Source organism: Pseudooceanicola lipolyticus (assembly GCF_002786325.1).
GTDB classification, from domain to species: domain Bacteria; phylum Pseudomonadota; class Alphaproteobacteria; order Rhodobacterales; family Rhodobacteraceae; genus Pseudooceanicola_C; species Pseudooceanicola_C lipolyticus.
In genome coordinates, this window is the sequence record NZ_PGTB01000056.1 from 1 (window position 1) to 23,726 (window position 23,726).

At 65.7% G+C, this 23,726-nt stretch carries 25 protein-coding genes; 13 read left to right on the forward strand and 12 right to left on the reverse strand.

From position 1 onward, the window contains the following. Together CVM52_RS13685 and arsC are read left to right on the forward strand one after the other, a co-directional pair. Positions 1-955, forward strand: a 955-nt coding sequence (locus CVM52_RS13685; protein WP_100163054.1) for a quinone-dependent dihydroorotate dehydrogenase, incomplete at its 5' end; no start/stop codon positions are given. After that, positions 952-1,296 (forward strand): arsenate reductase (glutaredoxin), encoded by a 345-nt coding sequence (gene arsC, locus CVM52_RS13690; protein WP_100163055.1) that lies wholly within the window; start codon positions 952-954, stop codon positions 1,294-1,296. The genes CVM52_RS13685 and arsC, both read left to right, overlap by 4 nt. Before the next feature lie 28 nt (positions 1,297-1,324). Here the strand turns inward: arsC and CVM52_RS13695 are convergent, their stop codons facing one another. Genes CVM52_RS13695 through CVM52_RS13705 form a run of 3 tightly spaced genes read right to left on the reverse strand, consistent with a single transcriptional unit; the run spans position 1,325 to position 3,588 of the window. Continuing rightward, the gene (locus CVM52_RS13695; protein WP_240620962.1) at positions 1,325-2,653 is read right to left on the reverse strand and encodes an MATE family efflux transporter; all 1,329 of its coding nucleotides are present in this window, start codon (positions 2,651-2,653) and stop codon (positions 1,325-1,327) included. Beyond that, positions 2,646-3,167: a PaaI family thioesterase gene (locus CVM52_RS13700; RefSeq protein ID WP_100163057.1), complete on the reverse strand. Its 522-nt coding sequence runs from the start codon at positions 3,165-3,167 to the stop codon at positions 2,646-2,648. Before CVM52_RS13700 ends, CVM52_RS13695 begins: the two co-directional genes overlap by 8 nt. Position 3,168: 1 nt before the next feature. Then, on the reverse strand, positions 3,169-3,588 hold the full coding sequence (locus CVM52_RS13705; protein ID WP_100163058.1) for a PaaI family thioesterase: 420 nt from the start codon (positions 3,586-3,588) through the stop codon (positions 3,169-3,171). Between the two features lie 125 nt (positions 3,589-3,713). On the opposite strand from CVM52_RS13705, the gene CVM52_RS13710 reads away from it, so the two are divergent. From CVM52_RS13710 to CVM52_RS13740, 7 genes are all read left to right on the forward strand, one after another. Further along, on the forward strand, positions 3,714-4,100 hold the full coding sequence (locus CVM52_RS13710; RefSeq protein ID WP_100163059.1) for a MerR family transcriptional regulator: 387 nt from the start codon (positions 3,714-3,716) through the stop codon (positions 4,098-4,100). 203 nt (positions 4,101-4,303) lie between these two features. After that, positions 4,304-4,702 (forward strand): MerR family transcriptional regulator, encoded by a 399-nt coding sequence (locus CVM52_RS13715; RefSeq protein ID WP_100163060.1) that lies wholly within the window; start codon positions 4,304-4,306, stop codon positions 4,700-4,702. A 65-nt stretch (positions 4,703-4,767) separates the two neighbouring features. Next, the gene (locus CVM52_RS13720; RefSeq protein WP_100163061.1) at positions 4,768-6,549 is read left to right on the forward strand and encodes an acyl-CoA dehydrogenase C-terminal domain-containing protein; all 1,782 of its coding nucleotides are present in this window, start codon (positions 4,768-4,770) and stop codon (positions 6,547-6,549) included. 36 nt (positions 6,550-6,585) lie between these two features. Then, complete coding sequence (locus CVM52_RS13725) at positions 6,586-6,798, forward strand: hypothetical protein (RefSeq protein ID WP_100163062.1); 213 nt, start codon at positions 6,586-6,588, stop codon at positions 6,796-6,798. A gap of 294 nt (positions 6,799-7,092) precedes the next feature. Then, on the forward strand, positions 7,093-7,731 hold the full coding sequence (locus tag CVM52_RS13730) for a glutathione S-transferase family protein (RefSeq protein ID WP_100163063.1): 639 nt from the start codon (positions 7,093-7,095) through the stop codon (positions 7,729-7,731). Positions 7,732-7,745: 14 nt separating this feature from the next. Beyond that, positions 7,746-8,957, forward strand: a complete 1,212-nt coding sequence (locus CVM52_RS13735) for an acetyl-CoA C-acetyltransferase (RefSeq protein WP_100163064.1) — start codon at positions 7,746-7,748, stop codon at positions 8,955-8,957. 165 nt (positions 8,958-9,122) lie between these two features. Next, entirely contained in the window at positions 9,123-11,324 is a 2,202-nt protein-coding gene (locus CVM52_RS13740) for a 3-hydroxyacyl-CoA dehydrogenase NAD-binding domain-containing protein (protein WP_100163065.1), read from the forward strand. 48 nt (positions 11,325-11,372) lie between these two features. Here the strand turns inward: CVM52_RS13740 and CVM52_RS13745 are convergent, their stop codons facing one another. From CVM52_RS13745 to CVM52_RS13755, 3 genes are all read right to left on the reverse strand, one after another. Further along, entirely contained in the window at positions 11,373-12,206 is an 834-nt protein-coding gene (locus CVM52_RS13745) for a DUF2182 domain-containing protein (protein ID WP_240620963.1), read from the reverse strand. Between the two features lie 12 nt (positions 12,207-12,218). Then, positions 12,219-12,857, reverse strand: coding sequence for a DUF1326 domain-containing protein (locus CVM52_RS13750; protein WP_100163067.1), 639 nt, complete (start codon positions 12,855-12,857; stop codon positions 12,219-12,221). A 208-nt stretch (positions 12,858-13,065) separates the two neighbouring features. Beyond that, positions 13,066-13,713 (reverse strand): sulfotransferase family 2 domain-containing protein, encoded by a 648-nt coding sequence (locus CVM52_RS13755; protein WP_100163068.1) that lies wholly within the window; start codon positions 13,711-13,713, stop codon positions 13,066-13,068. 114 nt (positions 13,714-13,827) lie between these two features. On the opposite strand from CVM52_RS13755, the gene CVM52_RS13760 reads away from it, so the two are divergent. Continuing rightward, the gene (locus CVM52_RS13760; protein WP_100163069.1) at positions 13,828-15,453 is read left to right on the forward strand and encodes an AMP-binding protein; all 1,626 of its coding nucleotides are present in this window, start codon (positions 13,828-13,830) and stop codon (positions 15,451-15,453) included. Between the two features lie 610 nt (positions 15,454-16,063). On the opposite strand, the gene CVM52_RS27725 is transcribed toward CVM52_RS13760, so the two are convergent. Next, positions 16,064-16,306 (reverse strand): hypothetical protein, encoded by a 243-nt coding sequence (locus CVM52_RS27725; RefSeq protein ID WP_240620965.1) that lies wholly within the window; start codon positions 16,304-16,306, stop codon positions 16,064-16,066. Here CVM52_RS27725 and CVM52_RS13765 point away from each other — a divergent pair. Both CVM52_RS13765 and bfr read left to right on the forward strand, forming a co-directional pair. Further along, positions 16,221-16,451 (forward strand): (2Fe-2S)-binding protein, encoded by a 231-nt coding sequence (locus CVM52_RS13765; RefSeq protein ID WP_240620964.1) that lies wholly within the window; start codon positions 16,221-16,223, stop codon positions 16,449-16,451. The two genes, CVM52_RS27725 and CVM52_RS13765, sit on opposite strands and share 86 nt — an antisense overlap. Further along, positions 16,426-16,911 carry a bacterioferritin gene (gene bfr / locus CVM52_RS13770; protein ID WP_100163071.1) on the forward strand — a complete coding sequence of 162 codons (486 nt, stop codon included), beginning with the start codon at positions 16,426-16,428 and terminating at the stop codon, positions 16,909-16,911. Before CVM52_RS13765 ends, bfr begins: the two co-directional genes overlap by 26 nt. Positions 16,912-17,022: 111 nt before the next feature. Here the strand turns inward: bfr and CVM52_RS13775 are convergent, their stop codons facing one another. The 5 genes from CVM52_RS13775 to hutI are packed head-to-tail and all read right to left on the reverse strand — an operon-like array spanning position 17,023 to position 22,586. Continuing rightward, the gene (locus tag CVM52_RS13775; protein ID WP_100163072.1) at positions 17,023-17,427 is read right to left on the reverse strand and encodes a DUF1810 domain-containing protein; all 405 of its coding nucleotides are present in this window, start codon (positions 17,425-17,427) and stop codon (positions 17,023-17,025) included. Continuing rightward, entirely contained in the window at positions 17,424-19,103 is a 1,680-nt protein-coding gene (gene hutU / locus CVM52_RS13780; protein WP_100163073.1) for a urocanate hydratase, read from the reverse strand. Before hutU ends, CVM52_RS13775 begins: the two co-directional genes overlap by 4 nt. Next, a complete protein-coding gene (hutG, locus tag CVM52_RS13785) occupies positions 19,100-19,894 on the reverse strand; it encodes an N-formylglutamate deformylase (RefSeq protein WP_100163074.1) in 795 nt (264 codons plus the stop codon). Before hutG ends, hutU begins: the two co-directional genes overlap by 4 nt. Further along, positions 19,891-21,396, reverse strand: coding sequence for a histidine ammonia-lyase (hutH, locus tag CVM52_RS13790; RefSeq protein WP_100163075.1), 1,506 nt, complete (start codon positions 21,394-21,396; stop codon positions 19,891-19,893). The genes hutG and hutH overlap by 4 nt, the downstream gene beginning before the upstream one ends. After that, entirely contained in the window at positions 21,393-22,586 is a 1,194-nt protein-coding gene (gene hutI / locus CVM52_RS13795) for an imidazolonepropionase (protein WP_100163076.1), read from the reverse strand. Before hutI ends, hutH begins: the two co-directional genes overlap by 4 nt. Positions 22,587-22,658: 72 nt before the next feature. Between hutI and hutF the strand changes: the two genes are divergently transcribed. Then, a partial coding sequence (gene hutF, locus CVM52_RS13800; RefSeq protein ID WP_100163077.1) for a formimidoylglutamate deiminase occupies positions 22,659-23,726 on the forward strand: 1,068 nt, incomplete at its 3' end.

A 23,726-nucleotide genomic window follows, 5' to 3' on the forward strand; every position in this document is an offset into this window, starting at 1 on the left:
TGGCGGGCCGGTCACCTCGTCGCGCCTGCGTTGCCAGGTGGCCGGGCTGGCCCTGCCCAACCCGGTCGGCCTGGCCGCGGGATTCGACAAGAACGCGGTGGCGCTGGCGCCGCTGTCCCGCGCGGGTTTCGGCTTTGTCGAGGTCGGGGCGGCAACACCCCTGCCCCAGCCCGGCAATCCGCGCCCGCGGCTGTTCCGCCTGACCGAGGACCGCGCCGCGATCAACCGCTTCGGCTTTAACAACGAAGGTATGGAGGCCATCGCCGCGCGGCTGGCCCGCCGCCCCAGAGATGCGGTGATCGGCCTGAACCTGGGCGCCAACAAGACCAGCAGCGACCGCGCCGGCGACTTTGCAAAGGTGCTGGCGGGCTGCGGCGCGCATCTGGATTTCGCCACCGTCAACGTCTCCTCGCCCAATACCGAAAAGCTGCGCGACCTGCAGGGCAAGGCGGCGCTGGCCGCGCTGCTGGCCGGGGTGATGCAGGCGCGGGCGGCACTGCCCACGCCGGTTCCGGTCTTTCTGAAAATCGCCCCGGACCTGTCCGAGGCCGAGATCGACGAGATTGCCGAGGTCGCCGATGCCGCCGGGATCGACGCGATCATCGCCACCAACACGACGCTGTCGCGTGACGGGTTGAAAAGCCGCCACCGGGACCAGGCCGGCGGGCTGTCCGGCGCGCCGCTGTTCGAAAAATCCACCCGCGTGCTGGCGCAGCTGCACCGGGCCACCGGTGGAAACATCCCACTGATCGGCGTCGGCGGCATCGCCTCGGCCAAGGATGCCTATGCCAAGATCAAGGCCGGCGCCTCGGCGGTGCAGCTTTATACCGCGCTGGTTTTCGGCGGGCTGTCCCTGGTCCGCGAGATAGCCACCGGGCTGGACCAGTTGCTGGCCCGCGACGGGTTTGTCAATGTGGCCGAGGCGGTCGGGCAAGGACGGGAGGCATGGCTATGATCGAATACTGGCACAATCCGCGCTGCTCCAAGTCGCGCCAGGGGCTGGCGCTGCTGGAAGAAAACGGGGCAGACCTGAAGGTGCGCCGCTATCTGGAGGATGCGCCGACACTGGCCGAGCTGACCGCGGCCTGGGAGGCGTTGGGCAAGCCGCCGGTGGTGCAGATGATGCGCCCCAAGGAGGCGGCGTTCAAACAGGCCGGGTTGTCCAGGGAGGACGCGGACGAGGTCTTGCTGTCCGCGATGGCCGCGCATCCCGTGCTGATCGAGCGGCCGCTGGCGCTGCGCGACGGGCGCGCAGTGATCGGCCGGCCACCCGAAGCGCTGCTGGACCTGCTCTAGCGGACGATCCGGCAATCCGGGCCGCCCGCTAGAGCGCCCCCGCCGCGGTGGCACGCTCCAGCGCCGGATAGCGCGCCAGCAGCGTGACCGCGCGGGCGACGAAGGACAGCAGGAAGGCCATCCACAGGCCGTGATTGCCGTAAATCGGCACCAGCACCAGCACCGCTGCGAAATAGGTCAGCGCCGCCAGCACCGACATATTGCGCATATCGGCGGTGCGGGTGGCGCCGATGAAGATCCCGTCCAGCAACCAGCTGGCGACGCCCAGCACCGGCACCAGCAGCATATAGGGCAGATAGACCCGCGCCTCGGCCTGCACCGCCGGTGCCTTGGCCATCAGGTCGACAATCGCGCCGCCGAACAGCGCGAAAACCAGGCTCAGCATCACCGTGCCCACCAGCGACCAGACCGTCACCAGCATGATGCTGCGCCGCATCCGGGGCACGCTGGCCTGCCCCACCGCCTGCCCCACCAGCGCTTCGGCGGCAAAGGCGAACCCGTCCAGCGCATGGGCGGTGATCTCGATGAATTGCAGCAGGATCTGGTTGGCTGCCAGCGTCACATCGCCGAAGTCCGAGCCGAGGAACAGGAAGGACACGAAGATCGACAACAGCGCCAGCGACCGGATCAGGATGTCAGTATTGACCACCAGCATCCGTTTCAACCGCGCGCGGTCGAACACCCGCGCCCAGTCGCGCCAGGCCGGGTTGGCAAAGGCATCGCGGCACAGGTACAGCGCCAGCGCCAGCCCGGTCCATTCCGCCAGGAACGTGGCGAAGGCCACGCCGCTCACCCCCCAGCCCAGCCCCAGCACGAACCACAGGTCCAGCAGCATGTTCAGCCCGTTCATCCACAGCTGCAACACCAGCACCGCGCGGGTTCGTTCCAGCGCGATCAGCCAGCCGGTGATGCCGAAGATCGAGATCGCCGCCGGGGCCGACCAGATGCGGATCGACATGTAGGATCGCGCCAGCGTTTCCACCTCGTCCGAGGCGGGCGAGAGCAGGAAGGCGCCCAGGAACAGCGGCCATTGCAGCAGGATCAGCACCAGCCCCCCGACCAGCCCGGTCAGGATGGCACGGGTCAGAATCGCGGTGACCTCGCCGCTGCGCCCGGCGCCATGGGCCTGCCCCGCCAGCCCGGTGGTACCCATGCGCAGGAAGCCGAAAAACCAGTAGAGCGAGGTGATGATGATCGCGCCGATGCCGACCGCGCCGATCGGCGCAGCCAGCCCCATCTGACCGACCACGCCGGTATCGACCAGGCCGAGGATCGGCACCGTGGCATTGGACAGGACGATCGGCAGGGCGATCTTCAGGACGCGGCCATGGGTGATCGGACGCGGCTGGTCAAGCACCCGGGCTTGCTCCGTCCTGCGGCATCCGGAAATGCCCGGTGGCCTGAGCGAACAGCCGGCTGCGATTGTCCTGCCAGGCCTCGACCCGGACCGAGGCATAGCGGCGCCCGGCCCGGCTGACGATGGCGCGCGCATAGGCGTCGCGTGGCAGGCCCGAGCGCAGGTAATCGACGGTGATGTCGATGGTCTTGGGCAATTTCGGCAACCGGCCTTCGGTCAGGTCGGACAGCGCGATCGCGCCGCTTTCCACCTGGGGCCACAGCTGCGACCAGCTGAGCGTGATGATCGCCGTCACTTCGAGAAAGGCCGCGGTGACGCCGCCATGGATTGCCGGCAGGATCGGGTTGCCGATGATCATGTCCTGATAGTTCAGCACCCCGGTCAGCTCGTCGCCGCGGCGGTCGAAGGTGATGTTGAGAAAGCGGATATAGGGCACGCCCTGCACCAGCGCGGCCAGCGCCGCATCGCGCCGCTGCTTGACGACCTGGACCGACTCGGGAGGTTTGCGCGCCATCTCAGCCGGCTCCGACGGTAAAGGCACCCGAAGCGGTGGCGACCGGCCGGCCGCTGTCGTCATCGGTGGCGGTGGCGCGCACGAAGGCAACGGTGCGGGTGATGTGATAACAATGTGCACGCGCGGTGATGCTCTGGCCCGGCGTGGCGGCGCGCATATAGTCGATGCGCAGGTCCAGCGTCGCCGATGCCCCGGCGACACCCGGATTCGACATCACCGCCGCGCCGCAGCAGGTGTCGATCACCGTCGAGATGGCGCCGCCATGGATCACCCCGGACTTGGGATCGCCGACCAGTTTTTCGTCATACGGCATCGTCAACACCGCTTCGCCGCCGCCCAGGCTGACGATCTGCAGCCCCAGCGCCTTGGCATGGGGCAGCGCGTCGATGAATTGCTGTGCCTGTTTCGGCAGTTCGGTCATGCACCCTCGGTCCTTGAAGTTTCACACCTTTTTATGACCGGGCTGCGCGCAAAAGAGCAAGCCCGGCAGTTGCGCATACCGGGGCAAATCCCTAGGTTTGACGCAGCGGAACCGGGAGAAGACGAATGGCCGAAACGCGCCTGTCATTCAAAGAGATGTGCGCCAAATTCGCGGTCACGCCCCGCACGCTGCGATATTACGAATACATCGAACTGCTACAGCCCGAACGCGATGGCCGCACCCGGCTGTACGGACCGCGCGAATGCGCGCGGATGACGCTGATCATGCGTGGACGCAAATACGGCTTCCAACTGGAAGAGATTCGCCAGTGGCTGCTGATTTACGAAGATGAAGGCACCGCCGCCCAGATGCAGGCCTTTGTCGAGATGGCCGATCGCCAGTTGCTGCAACTGGCCGAGCAGCGGGCACAGCTGGACGACGCGATTGCCGAATTGAAACGCGTCCGGGAAGAGACTGCTCAGACCGTCGCGATGGGCGAATCTACCGCATAGCTTTCCCGCTATGGCCGAGCAGATTCGGCTGGTCGCGCCCTTGGCGGCGACAAAATTCTCTCCGATTCCCGGGTTGACGTGAGCTGCAGCAGCGTCACTTTCAAAGTGACGTGACGTCGAGCTTACGTAAACGTCAGCCGGCATTGTAAACCGCCGCTGAGGATTTAATTCCGACAGCGTTCGATAAGAGGAAATGCGGGACGATGTCCGAACAATTAATGACCATTCGAGAAATGTGCGAGGCGTTCGACGTCACCGCGCGTACGCTGCGATTTTATGAATCCAAGGAGTTGCTGTTTCCGATCCGCGAAGGCCAGAAGCGGCTTTTCACCAAACGCGACCGCGCCCGGCTCAAGCTGATCCTGCGCGGCAAGCGCTTTGGCTTCAGCCTGGAAGACCTGCGCCAGCTTCTGGATCTCTATGATCTGGGGGACCAGCAGCAGACCCAGCTGAAAGCCGCCTATGATGTCGCCTGCGCGCGGCTGGCCGAGATGGAGCGTCAGCGCGACGACCTGAACGAGGCCATTGCCGAGCTGAAGGAGCAGCTTGAATGGGGCGCGAACATGATCGACGCCACCAAGAACCAGAAAGCGGCCGAATAAACCCGGCCGCCCCCGGCGGGTGACCGCCAATCAATGCACGCCGTCTCAGGAGGAGAGCACCGGACATGCCGACCTATACCGCCCCCACCAAGGACATGCAGTTCGTCCTGCATGATGTTCTCAATATCGCCGGATCCGACATCCCCGGATATGCCGATCTCGAACCCGATTTCACCTCGGCCATCCTGGAAGAGGCGGGCAAGATCAGCGCCGAGGTGCTGCAACCGCTGAACGCGGTCGGCGATACCGAGGGCTGCGCGCTGGAAAACGGCGTGGTGCGCACGCCCCAGGGCTTCAAGGACGCCTTCGAACAGGTCAAGGCCGGCGGCTGGCCGGGGCTGGACATGCCCGAGGAATTCGGCGGCCAGAACATGCCCTATGTGCTGAACACCGCGGTGGGCGAGATGTTCTCGGCGGCCAACCAGGCCTTTACCATGTATCAGGGCCTGACCCATGGCGCCGCCTCGGCCATCCTGGCCCATGGCAGCGACGAGCAGAAACAGACCTATCTGCCGAAAATGGTCTCCTGCGACTGGACCGGCACCATGAACCTGACCGAGCCGCATTGCGGCACCGATCTGGGCCTGATGCGTACCAAGGCCGAACCGCAGGATGACGGCAGCTACAAGCTGACCGGGCAGAAGATCTTCATCTCGTCCGGCGAACATGACATGGCCGAGAACATCATTCACCTGGTGCTGGCCAAGATCCCCGGCGGCCCCGAGGGCATCAAGGGCGTGTCGCTGTTCATCGTGCCGAAATTCCTGGTCAAGGAAGATGGCAGCCTGGGCGCGCGCAACGGCGTGTCCTGTGGCAAGATCGAAGAGAAGATGGGCATTCACGGCAACTCGACCTGCGTGATGAACTATGACGGCGCCACCGGCTATCTGCTGGGCCAGCAGCACAAGGGCATGCGCGCCATGTTCACCATGATGAACGAGGCCCGGCTTGCCGTCGGCATGCAGGGGCTGGCCCAGGCCGAGGTGGCGTTCCAAAACGCGCTCGACTATGCCAAGGACCGGCTGCAGGGCCGCGACGTCACCGGGGTGAAAAACCCCGACGGCCCGGCCGATCCGCTGATCGTGCACCCGGATGTGCGCCGCAACCTGATGGACCAGAAAAGCTTTACCGAGGGCGCCCGCGCCTTCACCCTCTGGGGCGCCATGCTGATCGACCAGGCGCATCGCGCCGGCGACAAGGATGCCGACGGGCTGATCTCGCTGTTGACCCCGGTGATCAAGGGCTTTCTGACCGATCAGGGTTATGACATGACGGTGCAGGCCCAGCAGGTCTATGGCGGCCACGGCTATATCGAGGAATGGGGCATGTCGCAGTTCACCCGCGATGCCCGTATCGCGATGATCTACGAAGGCGCCAACGGCGTTCAGGCGCTGGATCTGGTGGGGCGCAAGCTGGCCCAGGATGGCGGCAAACACGTGATGGCCTTTTTCGACCTGGTGAAATCCTACATCGCCGAGACCAAGGGCCAGGACGCGGATTTTGATCGCGACTTCCTCGACCCGCTCAAGGCGGCCTCGAAGGATCTGCAGGCGGCGGGAATGTATTTCATGGCCGAAGGCATGAAGAACCCCAACAACGCCTTGGCCGGTTCCTATGACTTCATGCATATGTTCGGCCATGTCTGCCTGGGCTATATGTGGGCGCGGATGGGCAAGGCAGCGCGCGAGGCGCTTGACGGCGGCACCGGCGATCCGGAGTTTTACGCCACCAAGCTGGCCACCGGACGCTATTACATGGCGCGCCAATTGCCCGCCACGGCGTTGCACCTGGCCCGCATCCAAAGCGGCGCGGAACCGGTGATGGCGCTGGAGGCGGCGAATTTCTGAGCCTCGGCTCCGCGCGACGGCACCAAAGGAGGAGAGATGCCAAAACGCTTTCGCCTGACCCGCCGCTTCCCGGTGGCGATGACCGAAGATGGCTATCGCCGGCTGAAGGCCTTCGCCGCCGAGGCGGGGCTCGACGAGGGCGAGGCGCTGTCCTTCCTGTTCGAGAATTTCGCCTCGGTCATCGACCAGGACAACCTCGCGCACCGGCTGCGGCTGTTCAATGCCGAGTTGGATGACAGGAAACGTTGAGGCCGGCGGGGCATCGCCTCGCCGCCGCGCCCGCGGCGAAAATGGTTGGAAGGAGCAGATGACGCGTTGCGATCCACCCCGCCCTCCGGCGCCGGTCCGACTCTCCGTCACCCGGGACGGAAAGCGGGGCTTCTCCTCGTGCGGCCATCGGCTCTCTAACCCGTTCCGCAGCACCGATTACAGCCGATCAACGTTAACGCAGCGTTACCAAATCCAAGCACCCCCTGCGTCTTTTCTTGCCAACGACAAAAACCCACCATCTGACACCCGCGCCCGGGGAGGGGCAATTCGCGCATGACCATCCAACTTCACTGCTTCGGCGAAAGCGGCAATTCCTACAAGGCGGCGCTGGCACTGCAGCTGTCCGGCCTCGACTGGGAACCCGTCTTTGTCGATTTCTTCAACGGCGCCACCCGCAGCCCGGAATTCCGCACCGGCATCAATGACATGGGCGAGGCTCCGGTGATGGTCGACGGCGATATCAAGCTCAGCCAGTCGGGCGTGATCCAGCAATATGTCAGCGACAAAAGCGGCAAGTTCGCCGGCGAAGGCGCCGAGAAATACGAGGTGATGCGCTGGGTGCTGTGGGACAATCACAAGCTCAGCTCGATGGCCGGCATGACCCGGTTCCTGATCAATTTCCTGCCCGAACAACACTGCAACCCGGATGTGATCGCCTTCAGCCAGGGCCGCCTGAAAGCCGCCTACACCGTGCTGGACTCCCATCTGAAAGGCCGCGACTGGATCGTCGGCAACGGCGTGACCAATGCCGACCTGTCCTGCTGTGGCTATCTCTACTATCCCGAGCCTTTCGGCTTCGACCGGACCGACTGGCCCCATATCGACGCCTGGCTGACCCGGCTGTCCGAACAGCCCGGCTGGAAACACCCCTATGATCTGATGCCCGGCCGTCCCTCGGACCGCGGCCTCTGAAGAAAGGAAACGTGATGACCGACGCATATATCTACGACGCCCTGCGCACCCCCCGCGGCAAGGGTCGCAAGGATGGCGCGCTGCACGAGGTGACCAGCCTCAGCCTGTCGGCGCAGACGCTGAACGCGGTAAAGCAGCGCAACAATCTGGACGGCCACGCGGTCGAGGACGTGATCTGGGGCAATGTCACCCAGGTGATGGAACAGGGCGGCTGCCTGGCCCGCTCGGCGGTGCTGGCCTCGGATCTCGATGAATCGATACCCGGCCTGGCGATCAACCGCTTCTGCGCCTCCGGCATGGAGGCGGTGAACCTCGCCGCCAACCAGGTCCGTGGCGGCGCCGGCGCGGCCTATATCGCCGGCGGGGTCGAGATGATGGGCCGGGTGCCGATGGGCTCGGACGGGGCGGCGATCGCCGTTGACCCGAGCCTGGCAATGAAGACCTATTTCGTGCCCCAGGGCATCTCGGCCGATATCATCGCCACCGAATACGGCTTCTCCCGCGATGACGCCGACGCGCTGGCGGTGGAAAGCCAGCGCCGCGCCAAGGCCGCCTGGGACGACAACCGCTTTGCCCGTTCGGTGATCACCGTGACCGATCAGAACGGCCTGCCGATCCTGGATCACGACGAATATATGCGCCCCGGCACCGACATGCAGTCGCTGGGCGCGCTGAAGGCCTCGTTCAAGGATATGGGCGAGGTGATGCCCGGCTTCGACAAGGTGGCGCTGATGAAATATCCCCACCTCGAGAAAATCGAGCATGTGCACCATGCCGGCAATTCCTCGGGCATCGTCGACGGCGCCGCCGCGGTGCTGATCGGCAACAAGGAATTCGGCGAGAAATTCGGGCTCAAGCCGCGCGCCCGCATCCGCGCCACCGCCAAGATCGGCACCGATCCCACCATCATGCTGACCGGCCCGGTGCCGGTGACGGAAAAGATCCTGGCCGATAACGGCATGTCGATCAAGGACATCGACCTGTTCGAGGTGAACGAGGCCTTCGCCGCGGTGGTGCTGCGCTTCATGCAGGCCTTCGACGTCGATGCCGACAAGGTCAACGTCAATGGTGGCGCCATCGCCATGGGCCACCCGCTGGGCGCCACCGGCGCGATGATCATCGGCACCCTGCTGGACGAGATGGAGCGCGCCGACAAGGAGACCGGGTTGGCCACGCTGTGCATCGCCTCGGGCATGGGCGCGGCAACCATTCTCGAACGGGTGTGACGGCCAAACCGGCCAGCCGCGGGTTCGAGCCGCGTTCGACGTTATCCCCTGCCGCCGGAGCGGGCTGCAATGCCCCCCGGCGGCACAAACAGACCGCCGCAATTTCGCCCTTGCCCGGTCCCGGCGCGACGGCACACAGACAGACTCCATGGAGGAGAACAAGCCATGACCGATTTCACCCTGTCCACCGATGCCGAGGGCATCGCCACCCTCACCTGGGACTGCCCCGGCAAATCCATGAACGTGATGTCGCTCGACGGGCTGGCCGAGCTCGACAAGCTGATCGACGCCGCGCTGGCGGACGAGGCGGTCAAGGGCATCGTCATCACCTCGGGCAAGGACGGCTCCTTTGCCGGCGGGATGGATCTGAACCTGCTGGCCACGCTGAAGGAAGAGGCCGGCGACAACCCGGCGCAGGGCCTGTTCGACGGGGTGATGCAGATGCACGCCCTGTTGCGCAAGATCGAGCTGGCGGGCATGGACCCGAAAACCAAGAAGGGCGGCAAGCCGATTGCCGCCGCCCTGCCCGGCACCGCCGCCGGCATCGGGCTGGAGCTGCCGCTGGCGACGCATCGCATCTTCGTGGCCGACAATCCCAAGGCGCGGATCGGCCTGCCCGAGATCATGGTGGGCATTTTTCCCGGCGCCGGCGGCACCACCCGTCTGGTGCGCAAGCTGGGCGCGATGGGCGCCTCGCCCTTCCTGCTGGAAGGCAAAATGGTCGAGCCGAAAAAAGCCAAGGGCGCGGGGATCGTTGACGAGGTGGTCGCAGATCCGCTGGCCGCCGCGAAGGACTGGGTGAAAACCGCCAAGGACGCCGATATCGTGAAACCCTGGGACGCCAAGGGCTATAAGATGCCGGGCGGCGCCCCCTATCACCCGGCCGGCTTTATGACCTTCGTTGGCGCCAGCGCCATGGTGAACGGCCGCACCCAGGGTGCGTTCCCGGCGGCCAAGGCGCTGCTCTCGGCGGTTTACGAAGGCGCGCTGGTCGATTTTGACACCGCGCTCAGGATCGAGGCGCGCTGGTTCACCCATGTGCTGATGAACCCCTCCTCGGGCGCGATGATCCGGTCGCTGTTCGTCAACAAGGAGGCGCTGGAAAAAGGCGCGGTGCGGCCCGAGGGCATCCCCGATCAGCGGGTGAAAAAGATCGGCGTGCTGGGCGCGGGCATGATGGGATCGGGCATCGCCCTGGTTTCGGCCCAGGCCGGGATGGAGGTGGTGCTGGTCGACCGGGACCAGGCCGCCGCCGACAAGGGCAAAGCCTATACCGAGGCCTATCTCGACAAGGGCATCAAGCGCGGCAAGGTCACCGCCGAGAAGAAAGCGGCGATGCTGAACCAGATCACCGCAACCCCGGATCTGGAGCATCTGAAAGGCTGCGACCTGATCATCGAGGCGGTGTTCGAAGACCCCAAGGTCAAGGCCGAGATGACCCAGAAGGTCGAGGCGGTGATCCCCGAGGATTGCATATTCGCCTCCAACACCTCGACCCTGCCGATCACCGGCCTGGCCAAGGCCTCGTCGCGGCCCGAGCAGTTCATCGGCATCCACTTCTTCTCGCCGGTGGAAAAGATGTTCCTGGTCGAGATCATCAAGGGCAAACAGACCGGCCCGCGCGCCGTGGCCAAGGCGCTGGATTACGTGCGCCAGATCCGCAAGACGCCGATCGTGGTCAATGATGCGCGGTTCTTCTACTGCAACCGCTGCATCATTCCCTATGTCAACGAGGGCGCACGGATGATCACCGAAGGCGTGGCGCCGGCCCTGGTTGACAATGCCGCGCGGCAGCTGGGCTTCCCGGTGGGGCCGATCCAGCTGACCGACGAAACCTCGATCGACCTGGGCGCCAAGATCGCGCGGGCGACCAAGGAGGCCATGGGCAACGCCTATCCCGCCTCGGCCGCCGATGACCTGATCTTCTGGATGGAGGATCTGGGGCGGCTGGGCCGCAAGACCAAGGCCGGGTTCTTCGACTATGACGAGGCGGGCAAGCGCCAGGGCTATTGGAAGGGGATGCATGACAAGTTCCCGCTGGCTGAAACCCAGCCCGACCTGATCGAGGTGCAGGAACGGCTGATGTTCGTGCAGGTGCTGGAAGCGGTGCGCGCATTGGAAGAAGGCGTACTGGAAGACATCCGCGAAGGCGATGTCGGCGCGGTGCTGGCTTGGGGCTTTGCGCCGTGGTCGGGCGGGCCGTTCAGCTGGCTGGATATCATCGGCGCGGAATACGCCGCCGAACGCTGCGACCAGTTGGAAGAGGCATATGGCGCGCGCTTCAAATGCCCCGACCTGCTGCGCGAGATGGCGGAGAAAGGCCAGAGCTTTTACAGCCGCTTCGCGCCCGAGGCCAAGGCCGCCTGATTTGCCAAGGCCGGACGCGCTGCCATCGGTGGCGCGTCCGCGCGGGACTCAGACAAACGGATCGGCCACCAGGTAGCCCCCGAACCCGATCAGCGCCGCCCCGGCGAGGCGCGAAAACCGCCGGCCGTCCGGCGCCAGCTTTTCCACCAGCACGAACAGCGCCAGCCCAACGATCCAGTACAGGTTCATGATGCCGCCGACGAACAGCAGCGCCATCAGGGCCCAGCAGCAGCCCAGGCAATAGGCGCCGTGATGCGCCCCGGTACGCAGCGCCCCCCAGCCGCCGGGGCGGCTGTGCCGGGCCAGGAACTGCGCCGGCGACCGGCAATGGCGCAGGCAGGCCGCCTTCCAGCCGGAAAACTGGTACAGACCGGCCAGGATCAGCACCAGCCCCGCCACCCCGCGCGAGCCCAGCGTCATCATCGGCCCGTTGGTCAGGCCCGCCGCCTCGGTCGCCCATTGCAGCGCCGCGGCGACCCCGCTGAACCCGGCCCAGGCCAGCAGGTAGCCGCCCAGGAACAGCAGGCTGAACGGGACGGCGTGGGCCGCTTCGGGTCCGTGCCGCTTGAGCGCGGTATAAAGCAGCAGCATCGGCGCCGCGCTGGGGGTCATCATCGCCACCATCATCACCCACCACATCAGGAAGATCAGCAGCGCATAACCGGCGGTCCAGACCGGTGGCGCCCCCATCTGCATCGGCGCGCCGATCGGGCGCGCCATGCGCGTCATCTCCAGCGCCGTCATGGTCATGCCGATGCCGAAGACGGTGTAAAGCGCGGTCAGCAACACGATCAGCGCCACCGCCGTCGCGACGATCCACCGGTCGCGCGCGGCCAGCCGCTCGACCGGGCCGCGCCCGCCCTGCCCCACAGGCTGCGTCACCCGACCCGACCGCTAGGCGCGGACGATCCCGGCGCCGCTCAGATGCAGCTGAGCGACATGGGCATGGGTGGCGCTGTTCTTCAGCAAGTCGATCTCGCCGCCCTGCGTCTTGGTGCTGCCGCAGGCCATTTCGGCCGTTTCGAACTCGAACCCGCGCGGCAGCGAAATGCTGATCCGATGCGGATCACCGGTGACGATATGCGGGATCGGCTTGATGTCGGTTTCCACGATTCCCGGCACCTTCAGCGACCCGATGCCGGTTTCCGGGTCATAGGACATGCTGACGGATGCGGTCAGCGTCGGATGTTTGGTGGGCGCCATCAGACTGAAGACGTACCACATCGTGGCCATTTCCTGCGTGTCCTCGCCGGTCATGATCGCCTCCAGCGCCGCGCGCTGCTCGGGCGTCGCCTTGTCGTCCAGGATCAACTGCATCTCGCCATTGCCCTCGTGAATCGGGCCCGGCCATTTGTAGAGTCCCACCGCCTTCAGCCCGCCCAGTTTGACATCGCCGTAATGGCCGTCCTGAAAGTCGAACCCGGCAACCGCCTCGCAGGTGCCGTCGGTGGGTAACTGGCTGAACTGGCAGGGGCAACCGAAGTTGCAGTTGCAATTGGCCAGTTCCAGCGCCTTGATGGTCCAGTCGGTCATATCTGTACCTCGACCTTGCAATTTCATTGGGTATGAATTGCCGACAGGGTCACAAACCTGATGGAGGCCTCGGATATTCGTCTTGCCCGCACCGTCGGGGAGACTGACAACCTACGCGCCCGAACTATACCTCAGCTCCGGTCCGCCTCAAAGCGCCGATTGCCCTGTTCAAGGCGGCGGCCTTTCGGAACCGGCTGGCGCAGCGCGTCTATCCGAAGGCGTAGCCAAAGCGTGCGATATCCGCCGCGCAGCTTTCGGCCACCGCCTGTGCCGCGCGGTCGCTGTAATAGCTGCGATAATCTGCCGCGCGCGCCGAGGCATTGGCGCGCGGCAGGTCCAACGCAAAGCCCAGATGCGCCACCAGCGGCGCGGCATCCTCGGCAAAATGTTCCAGCCGGATGTAAACATCGCACTGTTCGCGCCCATCCGCCCGGCGCATGTAGGAATCCGCCGGCGTGGCGCGGAAGGATTGCAGGATCTGCGGATGGGTGACGAAGGCGTCGAAGCTTAGCCGCCCAGCAAGATGCACCGCCGGATGGTCGAACTTCTGCGCGCGCAGCCAGTGATAATAGCTGACCGCCCGGTCCCAGGGGTTGCGCACCAGGGTAAAGGCGAACAGGCCGTCCAGCACCTGGTCCGGCACCAGCCCGTCGATATCGGACAGCGTCGAATGTTTCCACAACCGGCCGCGCGTTTCGGCCCCCTGCACCCGCCGGCGTCGCCGTTTCGCCTTGGGCGTATCGCCCAGCAGGATGTCGTCTTTCATCGCCCGCGCCTCGAGCGCAAGCGACAGCGCAGTGCCCCCGGTTTTGGGAATATGCACAAAGACATAGGCGCGGCCGGTCGAAATAATCATCGGCTGAGGCTATCGCATCTGGTGCCCGTGGCAAGGTGGCACTGAGGCTTTCCCAAGCGCCAATTCTGCCGTTATATCTTGGTCAAGTGCTTATTCGCCAGGGAGGAGATCAGAATGGGCTGGATGGCAGACGAGACCGGGCTGGAGCGCACCAGCGCGAATTACGTGCCGCTGACCCCGCTTTCGGCGCTGACCCGTGCGGCGCGCGTCTATGCCGGCGAAACCGCGGTGGTTTACGGCGCCCATCGCAAGACCTATGCCGAATATCACGACCGGGTGACGCGGCTGGCCTCGGCCCTGGCGGCAAAGGGCGTGAAACCGGGCGACGTGGTCGCCACCCTGATCCCCAACCTGCCGGCCCAGGCCGAGGCGCATTTCGGCGTGCCGGCCTGCGGCGCGGTGCTGAACACCATCAACACCCGGCTGGATACCGACACGGTGGCCTATATCCTCGACCATGCCGAAGCGCGGGTGCTGCTGGTCGACAGCCAGTTCCTGGCCCTGGCTGAGAAGGCAGTGGCGCAGATGCAGGGCGCCAAGCCGCAGGTGATCGAGGTGCCCGATGCGGCGGCGGGCCATCCGGCCAGCGGACGCCATGAACAATACGAGGATATGCTGGCCGCCGCCGATCCCGGCTTTGCCTGGATCCTGCCCGAGGATGAATGGGAAAGCATCGCGCTGAACTATACCTCGGGCACCACCGGGCACCCCAAGGGCGTGGTGTATCACCATCGCGGCGCCTATCTGAACGCGATGGGCCAGATCCTCAGCTGGCGCATGGTGCTGCGGCCGCGCTATCTGACCATCGTGCCGCTGTTCCACTGCAACGGCTGGTGCCACACCTGGATGATGCCGATGGTCGGCGGCCGGCTGATCTGTTGCCGCGACATCACCGCCGCGGCGATCTTCAACGCGCTGGCCGACGAGGGAGTCACCCATTTCGGCGGCGCGCCGATCGTGCTGAACATGCTGGTGAACGCGCCCGAGTCCGATCGGCGCAGGTTCGACCAGACCGTCGAGGTGTTCACCGCCGGCGCCCCCCCGGCCCCGGCGACGCTGGCCAAGATCGAAGACATGGGGTTCAACGTCACCCATGTCTACGGCCTGACCGAAACCTATGGCCCGGCCACCGAATGCACCTGGGGCGAACAGTGGGAGCATCTGAAAGGCGACGCGCGGGCGGCGGTCAAATCGCGCCAGGGCGTGGCGATGCCGATCTTCGAAGATATCACCGTGTTGGACGAACATCACGCCCAAGTGCCGATGGATGGTGAAACACCGGGCGAGATCGTGATGCGCGGCAACGGGGTGATGAAGGGCTATTACAAGAACCCCGAGGCGACCGCCGAGGCCTTTGCCGGCGGCTATTTCCATTCCGGCGACGTCGCCGTGCAGCATCCCGACAGCTATATCCAGATCACCGACCGCGCCAAGGACGTGATCATCTCGGGCGGCGAGAATATTTCCTCGGTCGAAGTGGAAAACGCGCTGATGGCGCATCCGGATGTCAACCTAGCCGCCGTGGTGGCCAAACCCGATGCCAAATGGGGCGAAGTGCCCTGCGCCTTTATCGAGCTGAAGCCGGGCGCGCAGGAGGATGCCGCCGGGCTGATCGCCTTTTCCCGCCAGACCCTGGCCGGGTTCAAGGCACCCAAGCAGGTGGTCTATGGCGAATTGCCCAAGACCTCGACCGGCAAGATCCAGAAATTCGAACTGCGCAAGATCGCCAAGGATCTGTAGAGGCACCACCCCGCCCTGCAAGCGCGTGGCCAGTCGGAGGCCCCGGATCACGTCCGGGGCAGCGCCCGCCAAGCCCCCAACGTCCCGGCCCCCGCGCCGGGACCTCTCTGCAGGCCGCGCAAGCCACCCGGCGCTCACCCGATGCAGCCCCGAAAACGGCGCGTCTCAGCCGCCGCCCAATATCTGACTAAACAACTCAGGTTGACATAACCGAGTTTTTCACTCAGTTATCTCTTGATCTATCCCAGTGCGGCCCCGGACAGGCCGTCAACGCATCGAGAGGACTGCGACCGGTGATACACCCGATGCCTGTCTGCCGTGCCACGGCCATCGCCGCCGCCCACGGAACGGCCGCGACGCTTGCCGATATCGCGCAAACCGGCCGGAGCAGGCCGCAGACCCTGACGCCTGCGATCCCTCTTGCGCTGACCCGCATTCTGCCCCTTCAAAACATCGCTTGTGCCGGATGAGACAACCGCACCAAATCCGCAGCCCGCTTTCAGTGAAGCGGTTCACAGCGCCACCGCGCGCGCTGTGCTAGCCAGATCTTCATTCACATAAGCAACCTCTGCGGATCAGATATGCCCCACCCCGCCCGCCTCACATCGCCTCACGATTGCGCCGCTTCCACGCGGACCGCAGCCGATGTGCGCCGCCGGAAGGGCGATATCTTTGCCGTCAGAGCCATGCCGCTGGAAGGGTAACCCATGATCGTCTGCCATTGCCAAAGCATCAGCGACAGCGACATCCACAGTGCCATCGACTGGATGCGCGCCTCGGACCAGAGAACATTGATCACTCCCGGCAAGGTATACCGCGCATTGGGCAAGTCGGCAGACTGCGGCGGCTGCATGCCACTTTTTTTGGCCACGATGCGAAAAAACGATAACCTTCAGGTCACCCGGGATGATAACCCGGTTCCCATGCACCTTAGGTCCCTCCGGACCATGGCGACACAGGAAAGGCAAAGGCATGAAGGGCGATCCCAAGGTTATTGAATATCTCAACACGGCACTGCGCAGTGAACTGACGGCGGTCAGCCAATACTGGCTGCACTACCGGCTGCAGGAAGACTGGGGGCTTGGCCATATGGCCAAGAAAAGCCGCGAAGAGAGCATCGAAGAGATGCAGCATGCGGATAAGCTGATCGCCCGCATCATCTTTCTCGAAGGGCATCCGAATCTGCAGAAGCTCGATCCGCTGCGCATCGGCCAGACCCCCAAGGAAACGTTGGAATGCGACCTGGCGGCCGAGCAGGAGGCGCAAAAGCTCTATGCCGAGGCGCGCACCTATTGCCAGAGCGTCGGCGACTTCGTGAGCATGGCGCTGTTCGAAGAATTGCTGACCGACGAGGAAGGGCATATCGACTTCCTCGAAACCCAGCTGGGTCTGTTCGAGACCATCGGCGCGGAGAAATACGCGCTGCTCAACGCCTCGAAAATGGACGAGGCAGAGTAAACCGGTCTTGGCGGTGGCCCTGCAAACGGCCACCGCCGCCGCCCGCCGGCACAAGCCATCCCTCAGTACCCCGCGGCACAGCGACGAGGCGCAGGCCCAGAACCGGGTACGTTAGAGCCGCCGCAGCGTTTCGCCACAGCGTTCCCCGTCATAGAACGCCGCCAGCAACCCGGCGAACACCGCATCGCCCCCCGCCGCCTCGAACAGCGTCGCACAAGACCGCAGCTTCATCGCGTCGACCGGGCCCAGCACGGTTTCAGGCGCCACGCCCGCATGTGCCAGCATCGCCTGCGCGATTTCCACCAGCCGAGGCCCCAGCACCGGATGCGCCAGATAGTCCCGCGCCTCGGCCAGCCCGTCGATGCCGTAAAGCTGGGCCATGGGCGACTGGCCCAGCCCGGCCATCTGCGGAAAGATGTACCACATCCAGTGGCTGGTCTTGCGCCCGGCGCGGATTTCCTCCAGCGGCCGGGGCCAGACGCGCGCCTGCGCCTCGGTGAACCGGTGCAGGCTCACAGGATGCCGGGCAGGTTCAGCCCGTGTTCGCGCGCGCAGTCCAGCGCAATGTCGTAACCGGCATCGGCATGGCGCATCACACCTGTCGCGGGGTCGTTCCACAACACCCGTTCCAGCCGTTTGTCCGCCTGTTCGGTCCCGTCGCAGCAGATCACCATGCCGGAATGTTGGCTGAAGCCCATGCCGACCCCGCCGCCGTGATGCAGCGACACCCAGGTCGCGCCACTGGCGGTGTTCAGCAGCGCGTTCAGCAAGGGCCAATCGCTGACCGCGTCGGAACCGTCCTTCATCGCCTCGGTCTCGCGGTTGGGGCTGGCCACCGAGCCAGAATCGAGGTGATCGCGCCCGATCACCACCGGGGCCTTCAACTCGCCGGTCCTGACCATCTCGTTGAAGGCCAGCCCCAGCCGGTGCCGCTGTCCCAGCCCGACCCAGCAGATCCGCGCCGGCAGCCCCTGGAAGGAAATCCGCTCGCGCGCCATGTCCAGCCATTGATGCAGATGCGGATCGTCGGGGATCAGTTCCTTCACCTTGGCATCGGTCTTGTAAATGTCTTCCGGGTCGCCCGACAGCGCGCACCAGCGGAACGGGCCGATGCCCCGGCAGAACAGCGGCCGGATATAGGCGGGCACGAAACCGGGAAAGGCAAAGGCGTTTTCCAACCCCTCTTCCAGCGCCACCTGCCGGATGTTGTTGCCGTAATCCAGCGTCGGCACGCCGGCATTCCAGAACTCGACCATCGCCGCCACATGGGTCTTCATCGAGGCGCGCGCGGCGGCGGCCACCGCCTTGGGGTCGCTGTCGCGTTTCGCGCGCCACTCGCCCAGGCTCCAGCCCTGCGGCAGATAGCCGTTCAGCGGGTCATGCGCGCTGGTCTGGTCGGTGACGATGTCGGGGCGCGGTCCGCCGGCTTGCATCCGGCGCACCAGTTCGGGGAAGACATCGGCGGCATTGCCCAGCAGGCCCACCGATTTCGCCTCGCCCGCCTTGGTCCAGCGGTCGATCATCGCCAGCGCCTCGTCCAGCGTTTCGGCCTTCTCGTCCAGATAGCGGGTGCGCAGGCGGAACTCGATGCGGTCGGGGTCGCATTCCACCGCCAGGCAGCTGGCCCCGGCGAACACCGCCGCCAGCGGCTGCGCCCCGCCCATGCCGCCAAGGCCGCCGGTCAGGATCCATTTGCCGGTCAGGTCGCCACCGTAATGCTGGCGTCCGGCCTCGGCAAATGTCTCATAAGTTCCCTGCACAATGCCTTGGGTTCCAATGTAAATCCACGATCCGGCCGTCATCTGGCCATACATGGCCAGGCCCTTTTTATCGAGCTCGTTGAAGTGATCCCAATTGGCCCAGTGCGGCACCAGATTGCTGTTTGCAATCAATACTCTGGGGGCGTTTTCATGGGTTTTGAACACGCCCACAGGCTTGCCTGACTGCACCAGAAGCGTCTCATCGCCCTCCAGCTCGACCAGAGAGGCCACGATCCGGTCGAAATCCGCCCAGGTCCGCGCCGCACGGCCGATGCCGCCATAGACCACCAGTTCATGCGGGTTCTCCGCCACATCCGGGTGCAGGTTGTTCATCAGCATCCGCATCGGCGCCTCGGTCAGCCAGCTTTTGGCGGTGATCTCGGGGCCGATGGGCGGATAGATGTCGCGGATGTTGTGGCGCGGGTTGGTCATGACAGATCTCCGGTAAAAACAAGGGCCTGCAGGGCGTTCAGAATGTAGGAGAGATGCGCTCTCAGCGGTTCCGCCTTGGCAGCGTCATAGCTCCAGGGCGGCGTCTCGGCCATGTAGGTCGCTTGCGCCAATTCCATCTGGATGGCGTGCAGTCCCTGGTCCGGCCGGCCATAGTGACGGGTGGTCCAGCCGCCCTTGAAGCGGCCATTCAGAACCGTGGAGTAGCCGGGGGCGGCACGGCAGATTTCATCCACGGTTTTTTCCACAGCCGGGGCGCAGCTTGTGGAGGAATTCGAGCCAATGTTGAAATCCGGCAAGGTATTGTCGAAGAGATAGGGAATGACCGAGCGAATTGAGTGACAATCGTAAAGGATTGCCGCCCCGTGTTTCGCCCGCACCCGTGCCAGCTCTGTGGATAAGGCGGCGTGGTAGGGCGCGTGATAGGTGTCGCGCCGCCATGCGATCTCTTCCGCATCGGGTTGCTGTCCGTCGCGATAAATCGGCTGGCCGTCGAAATCGGTCAACGGGCACAGCCCGGTGGTGTTCTGGCCGGGATAGAGGCTGGCGCCATCCGGCGCGCGGTTCACGTCGATGACATAGCGGTGGATCGGCGTGCGCACCGTGGTCACCCCATCCAGCAGCCCGTCATAAAGCTGATGGATATGCCAGTCGGTATCCGCCAGCGCCCTGCCCCGGTCGTTCAGGGCCCGGCGCAGATCCTCCGGCACCTCGGTCCCGGTATGCGGCAGGCCCAGCACGATGGGCCCGTCCCCCTGCCTCACCTCGATCATGCCAGCACCTCCAGCAGCGCGCCGTGCCGCACCAGCCCGGCCGCCTGTGCCAGGTCGGGGGCGAGATAGCGGTCCTCGGCCAGGGCGGGCACCTCGGCGCGCAAGATGTCGATGGCGCGCGCCAGCGCCGGTGCCGTCTTCAGCGGTGCCCGCGCCTCGATGCCCTGCGCGGCGCACAGCGCCTCGACCCCCAGGATCACCCCCAGATTGTCCACCATCCGCATCAGCCGGTAAGCGCCATGCGCGGCCATGCTGACATGGTCCTCCTGATTGGCCGAGGTCGGGGTGGAATCGGTTACGCAGGGATTGGCCAGATGCTTGTTCTCGCTCATCAGCGCGGCAGTGGTCACCTCGGCAATCATGAAGCCCGAATTCAGCCCCGGATCGGGCGTCAGGAACGGCGGCAGGTCGTGGCTCAGCGTCGGGTCCACCATCAGCGCAACGCGCCGCTGGGCAATCGCCCCGATCTCGGCCAGGGCCAGCGCAATCTGGTCGGCGGCAAAGCCGACCGGTTCGGCATGGAAATTGCCGCCCGAGACAATGCGCCCCTCGCCCACCAGCACCAGCGGGTTGTCGGTAACCGCGTTGGCCTCGATCTCCAGCGTGCGGCCCGCCATGTTCAGCACGTCCAGCGCCGCGCCCGCCACCTGCGGCTGGCAGCGAATGCAATACGGGTCCTGCACGCGGGTATCGCCCTCGCGATGGCTTTCGCGGATCTCGCTGCCCTCCATCAGCGCCCGCATCCGCGCCGCCACCTCGATCTGGCCGGCATGGCCGCGCAGGGCATGGATCTCGGCCACCAGCGGCGCGGTCGACCCCATGATCGCATCGGTGCTGAGCGCGGCGATGACGATCGAATTGCGCACCGCGCGCTGCGCCTCGAACAGCCCCGCCAGCGCGCAGGCGGTGGAAAACTGCGTGCCGTTGATCAGCGCCAGACCCTCTTTCGGGCCCAGCACCACCGGGGTCAGCCCGGCCTGGGCCAGCGCCTCGGCCCCCGGCAGCACCGCGTCGCCAACCCGCGCCTCGCCGGCGCCGATCATCACCGCAGTCATATGCGCCAGCGGCGCCAGATCGCCCGAGGCCCCGACCGAGCCCTGATGCGGCACCACCGGGGTGATGCCATGCTCCAGCATCGCCTCGATCAGCGCGCAGATCTCCCAGCGCACGCCCGAGGCGCCGCGTCCCAGCGACATTAGCTTCAGCGCCATCATCAGCCGGGTCAGCGGCACCGACAGCGGCGCGCCGACGCCCGCACAATGGGACAGGATCAGGTTTTCCTGCAATTTCGCAGTGTCCTGCGGCGCGATCTTGCGGCTGGCCAGCTTGCCAAAGCCGGTATTGACGCCATAGACCGGCTCCCCCCCGGCGGCGGCCTTGGCCACCATCGCGGCGGCGGCCTCCACCGCGGGGCGTGCGGCCGGGTCCAACCGAACGGCGGTGCCCTCGCGCCAGATTGCTTCCAGCATGTCCAGCGTCACTTCTCCGGGGGTCAGGATCATGCTTCGCCCCCCATGATGCGGCGGTAAAGCGGGTTGAAACCGATGCGATAGGCCAGTTCCGCCGGCTCCGCGACGTCCCAGACCGCCAGGTCGGCGCGCTTGCCGATGGCGATGCTGCCGCAATCCTCCAGCCCCAGCGCGCGGGCGGCGTGGCAGGTGATGCCCGCCAGCGCCTCTTCGGGGGTCAGCCGGAACAGGGTGCAGCCCATGTTCATTGCCAGCAGCAGCGAGGTCAGCGGTGACGAACCCGGATTGCAATCGGTCGCCAGCGCCATCGGCACGCCGTGATCGCGGAACGCCTGCACCGGCGGCGGCTGCGTCTCGCGCAGGGTAAAGAAGGCTCCGGGCAGCAGCACCGCCACCGTGCCCGCCCGTGCCATCGCCGCCGCATCCTCGGCGGTGGCGTATTCCACGTGATCCGCCGACACTGCGCCATAGCGCGCGGCCAGTTGCGTGCCGCCCAGATGCGACAGCTGCTCGGCATGGAGTTTCACCGGCAGGCCCAGCGCCTGCGCTACGTCGAACACCCGCGCAATCTGTGCGGTGTCAAAGGCGATGCCCTCGCAAAACCCGTCCACCGCATCGACCAGCCCCTCGGCATGGGCGGCCTTCAGCGCCGGGATACAGACCTCGTCGATATAGGCATCGGCGCGGCCGGCGTATTCCGTCGGCACCGCATGGGCACCGAGAAAGCTGGTGACGATGCGCACCTGGCGCCGCGCCGCCAGCGCACGGGCGGCACGCAGCATGGTCAATTCGGTTTCGATATCCAGGCCATAGCCCGATTTCACCTCGACCACCGCAACCCCCTCGCCGATCAGCGCATCGAGCCGGCGCAGCGCGTCTTCCACCAGCGCCTCCTGCGTCGCGGCGCGGGTGGCGGTGACGGTCGAGACGATCCCGCCGCCGGCGCGCGCCACCTCTTCGTAAGAGGCGCCGTTCAGCCGCATCTCGAATTCCCTGGCCCGGTTGCCACCAAAGACGATGTGGGTATGACAATCGATCGGCGCCGGCGTCACCAGCCGCCCGCCCAGGCTTTCGCGCCGCCAACCGACACACATGTCGGGCAGGTTCAGCCCGACATGGACGATCCTGCCGTCCTCGATTGCGATGAACCCGGTGTCGATCAGACCATATCCCCCCTTCGGAGGCATCGCCGCGATACGTGCGTCGCTGAAGACCTGTTGCATGGGTGGTTGACCTTCTTATGTTCGTCTTATTAATTTTATGTCTAGACATAATCGAGTCGTCAAGGGGCCGTCATGACCGTAATCAAAGCCGCCACCGCGCTGCTGCCGGAAGGCTGGGCACAGGATATCTGCGTCACTATCGGCGCCGACGGCACCATCACCGCGCTGGACCCGGCCCCGCCCGACATCACCGTCGACATCCTGCTGCCGGCGCCCTCGAACGTGCATTCACATGCGTTTCAACGCGCCATGGCCGGGCTGACCGAAACCCGCGGCCCGTCCGGGCGCGACAGTTTCTGGACCTGGCGACAGTTGATGTTCCGGTTTCTCGACCGGCTGACCCCCGCAGATGTGCAGGCGATCGCCGCCCAGGTGCAGGTCGAGATGCTGGAAGCCGGCTATGCCGCCTGCGGCGAGTTTCACTACCTGCACCACCAGCCCGGCGGCAGCCCCTATGCCAACTTGGCCGAGATGAGCCATGCGATCTGCGCCGCCGCCAGCGACAGCGGCATCGGCCTGACCCTGTTGCCGGTGCTGTACCAGCAGGGCGGCGTTGACGGGCGGGTGCTGGGGCCGGGGCAGATCCGCTTCGGCAATGACCCTGACCGCTTTCTGGCGCTGCGCGAGGGCGCGGGCCGGGCATTGAGCCAGTTGCCGGATGACGCGGTGCTGGGCACCGCGCCGCATTCGCTGCGCGCGGTGACCGCCGAGGCCCTGAACTCGTTGGCCGAAACCACAACCGGCCCCTTCCACATGCACCTGGCCGAACAGGTCGGCGAGGTCGAGGAGATTGCCAGCGCCTATGGCGCGCGGCCGGTCGAGTGGATGCTCGACAGCTGCCCACCGGATCGCCGCTGGTGCCTGATCCACTGCACCCAGATGGAGCCGCATGAAACCGCCGCCCTGGCGCAGACCGGCGCGGTGGCCGGGCTGTGCCCGATCACCGAGGCGTCGCTGGGTGATGGCATTTTCGACGGGGTGCGCTGGCTGGACTCGGGCGGGGCGCTGGCGGTGGGATCGGACAGCAATATCCGCATCGCGCTGAGCGAGGAGCTGCGGCAGCTGGAATATTCCCAGCGCCTGCGCGACCGCGGCCGCGCGGTGCTGGCCGCCCCGGGCGGCAGCACCGGCCGGCGGCTA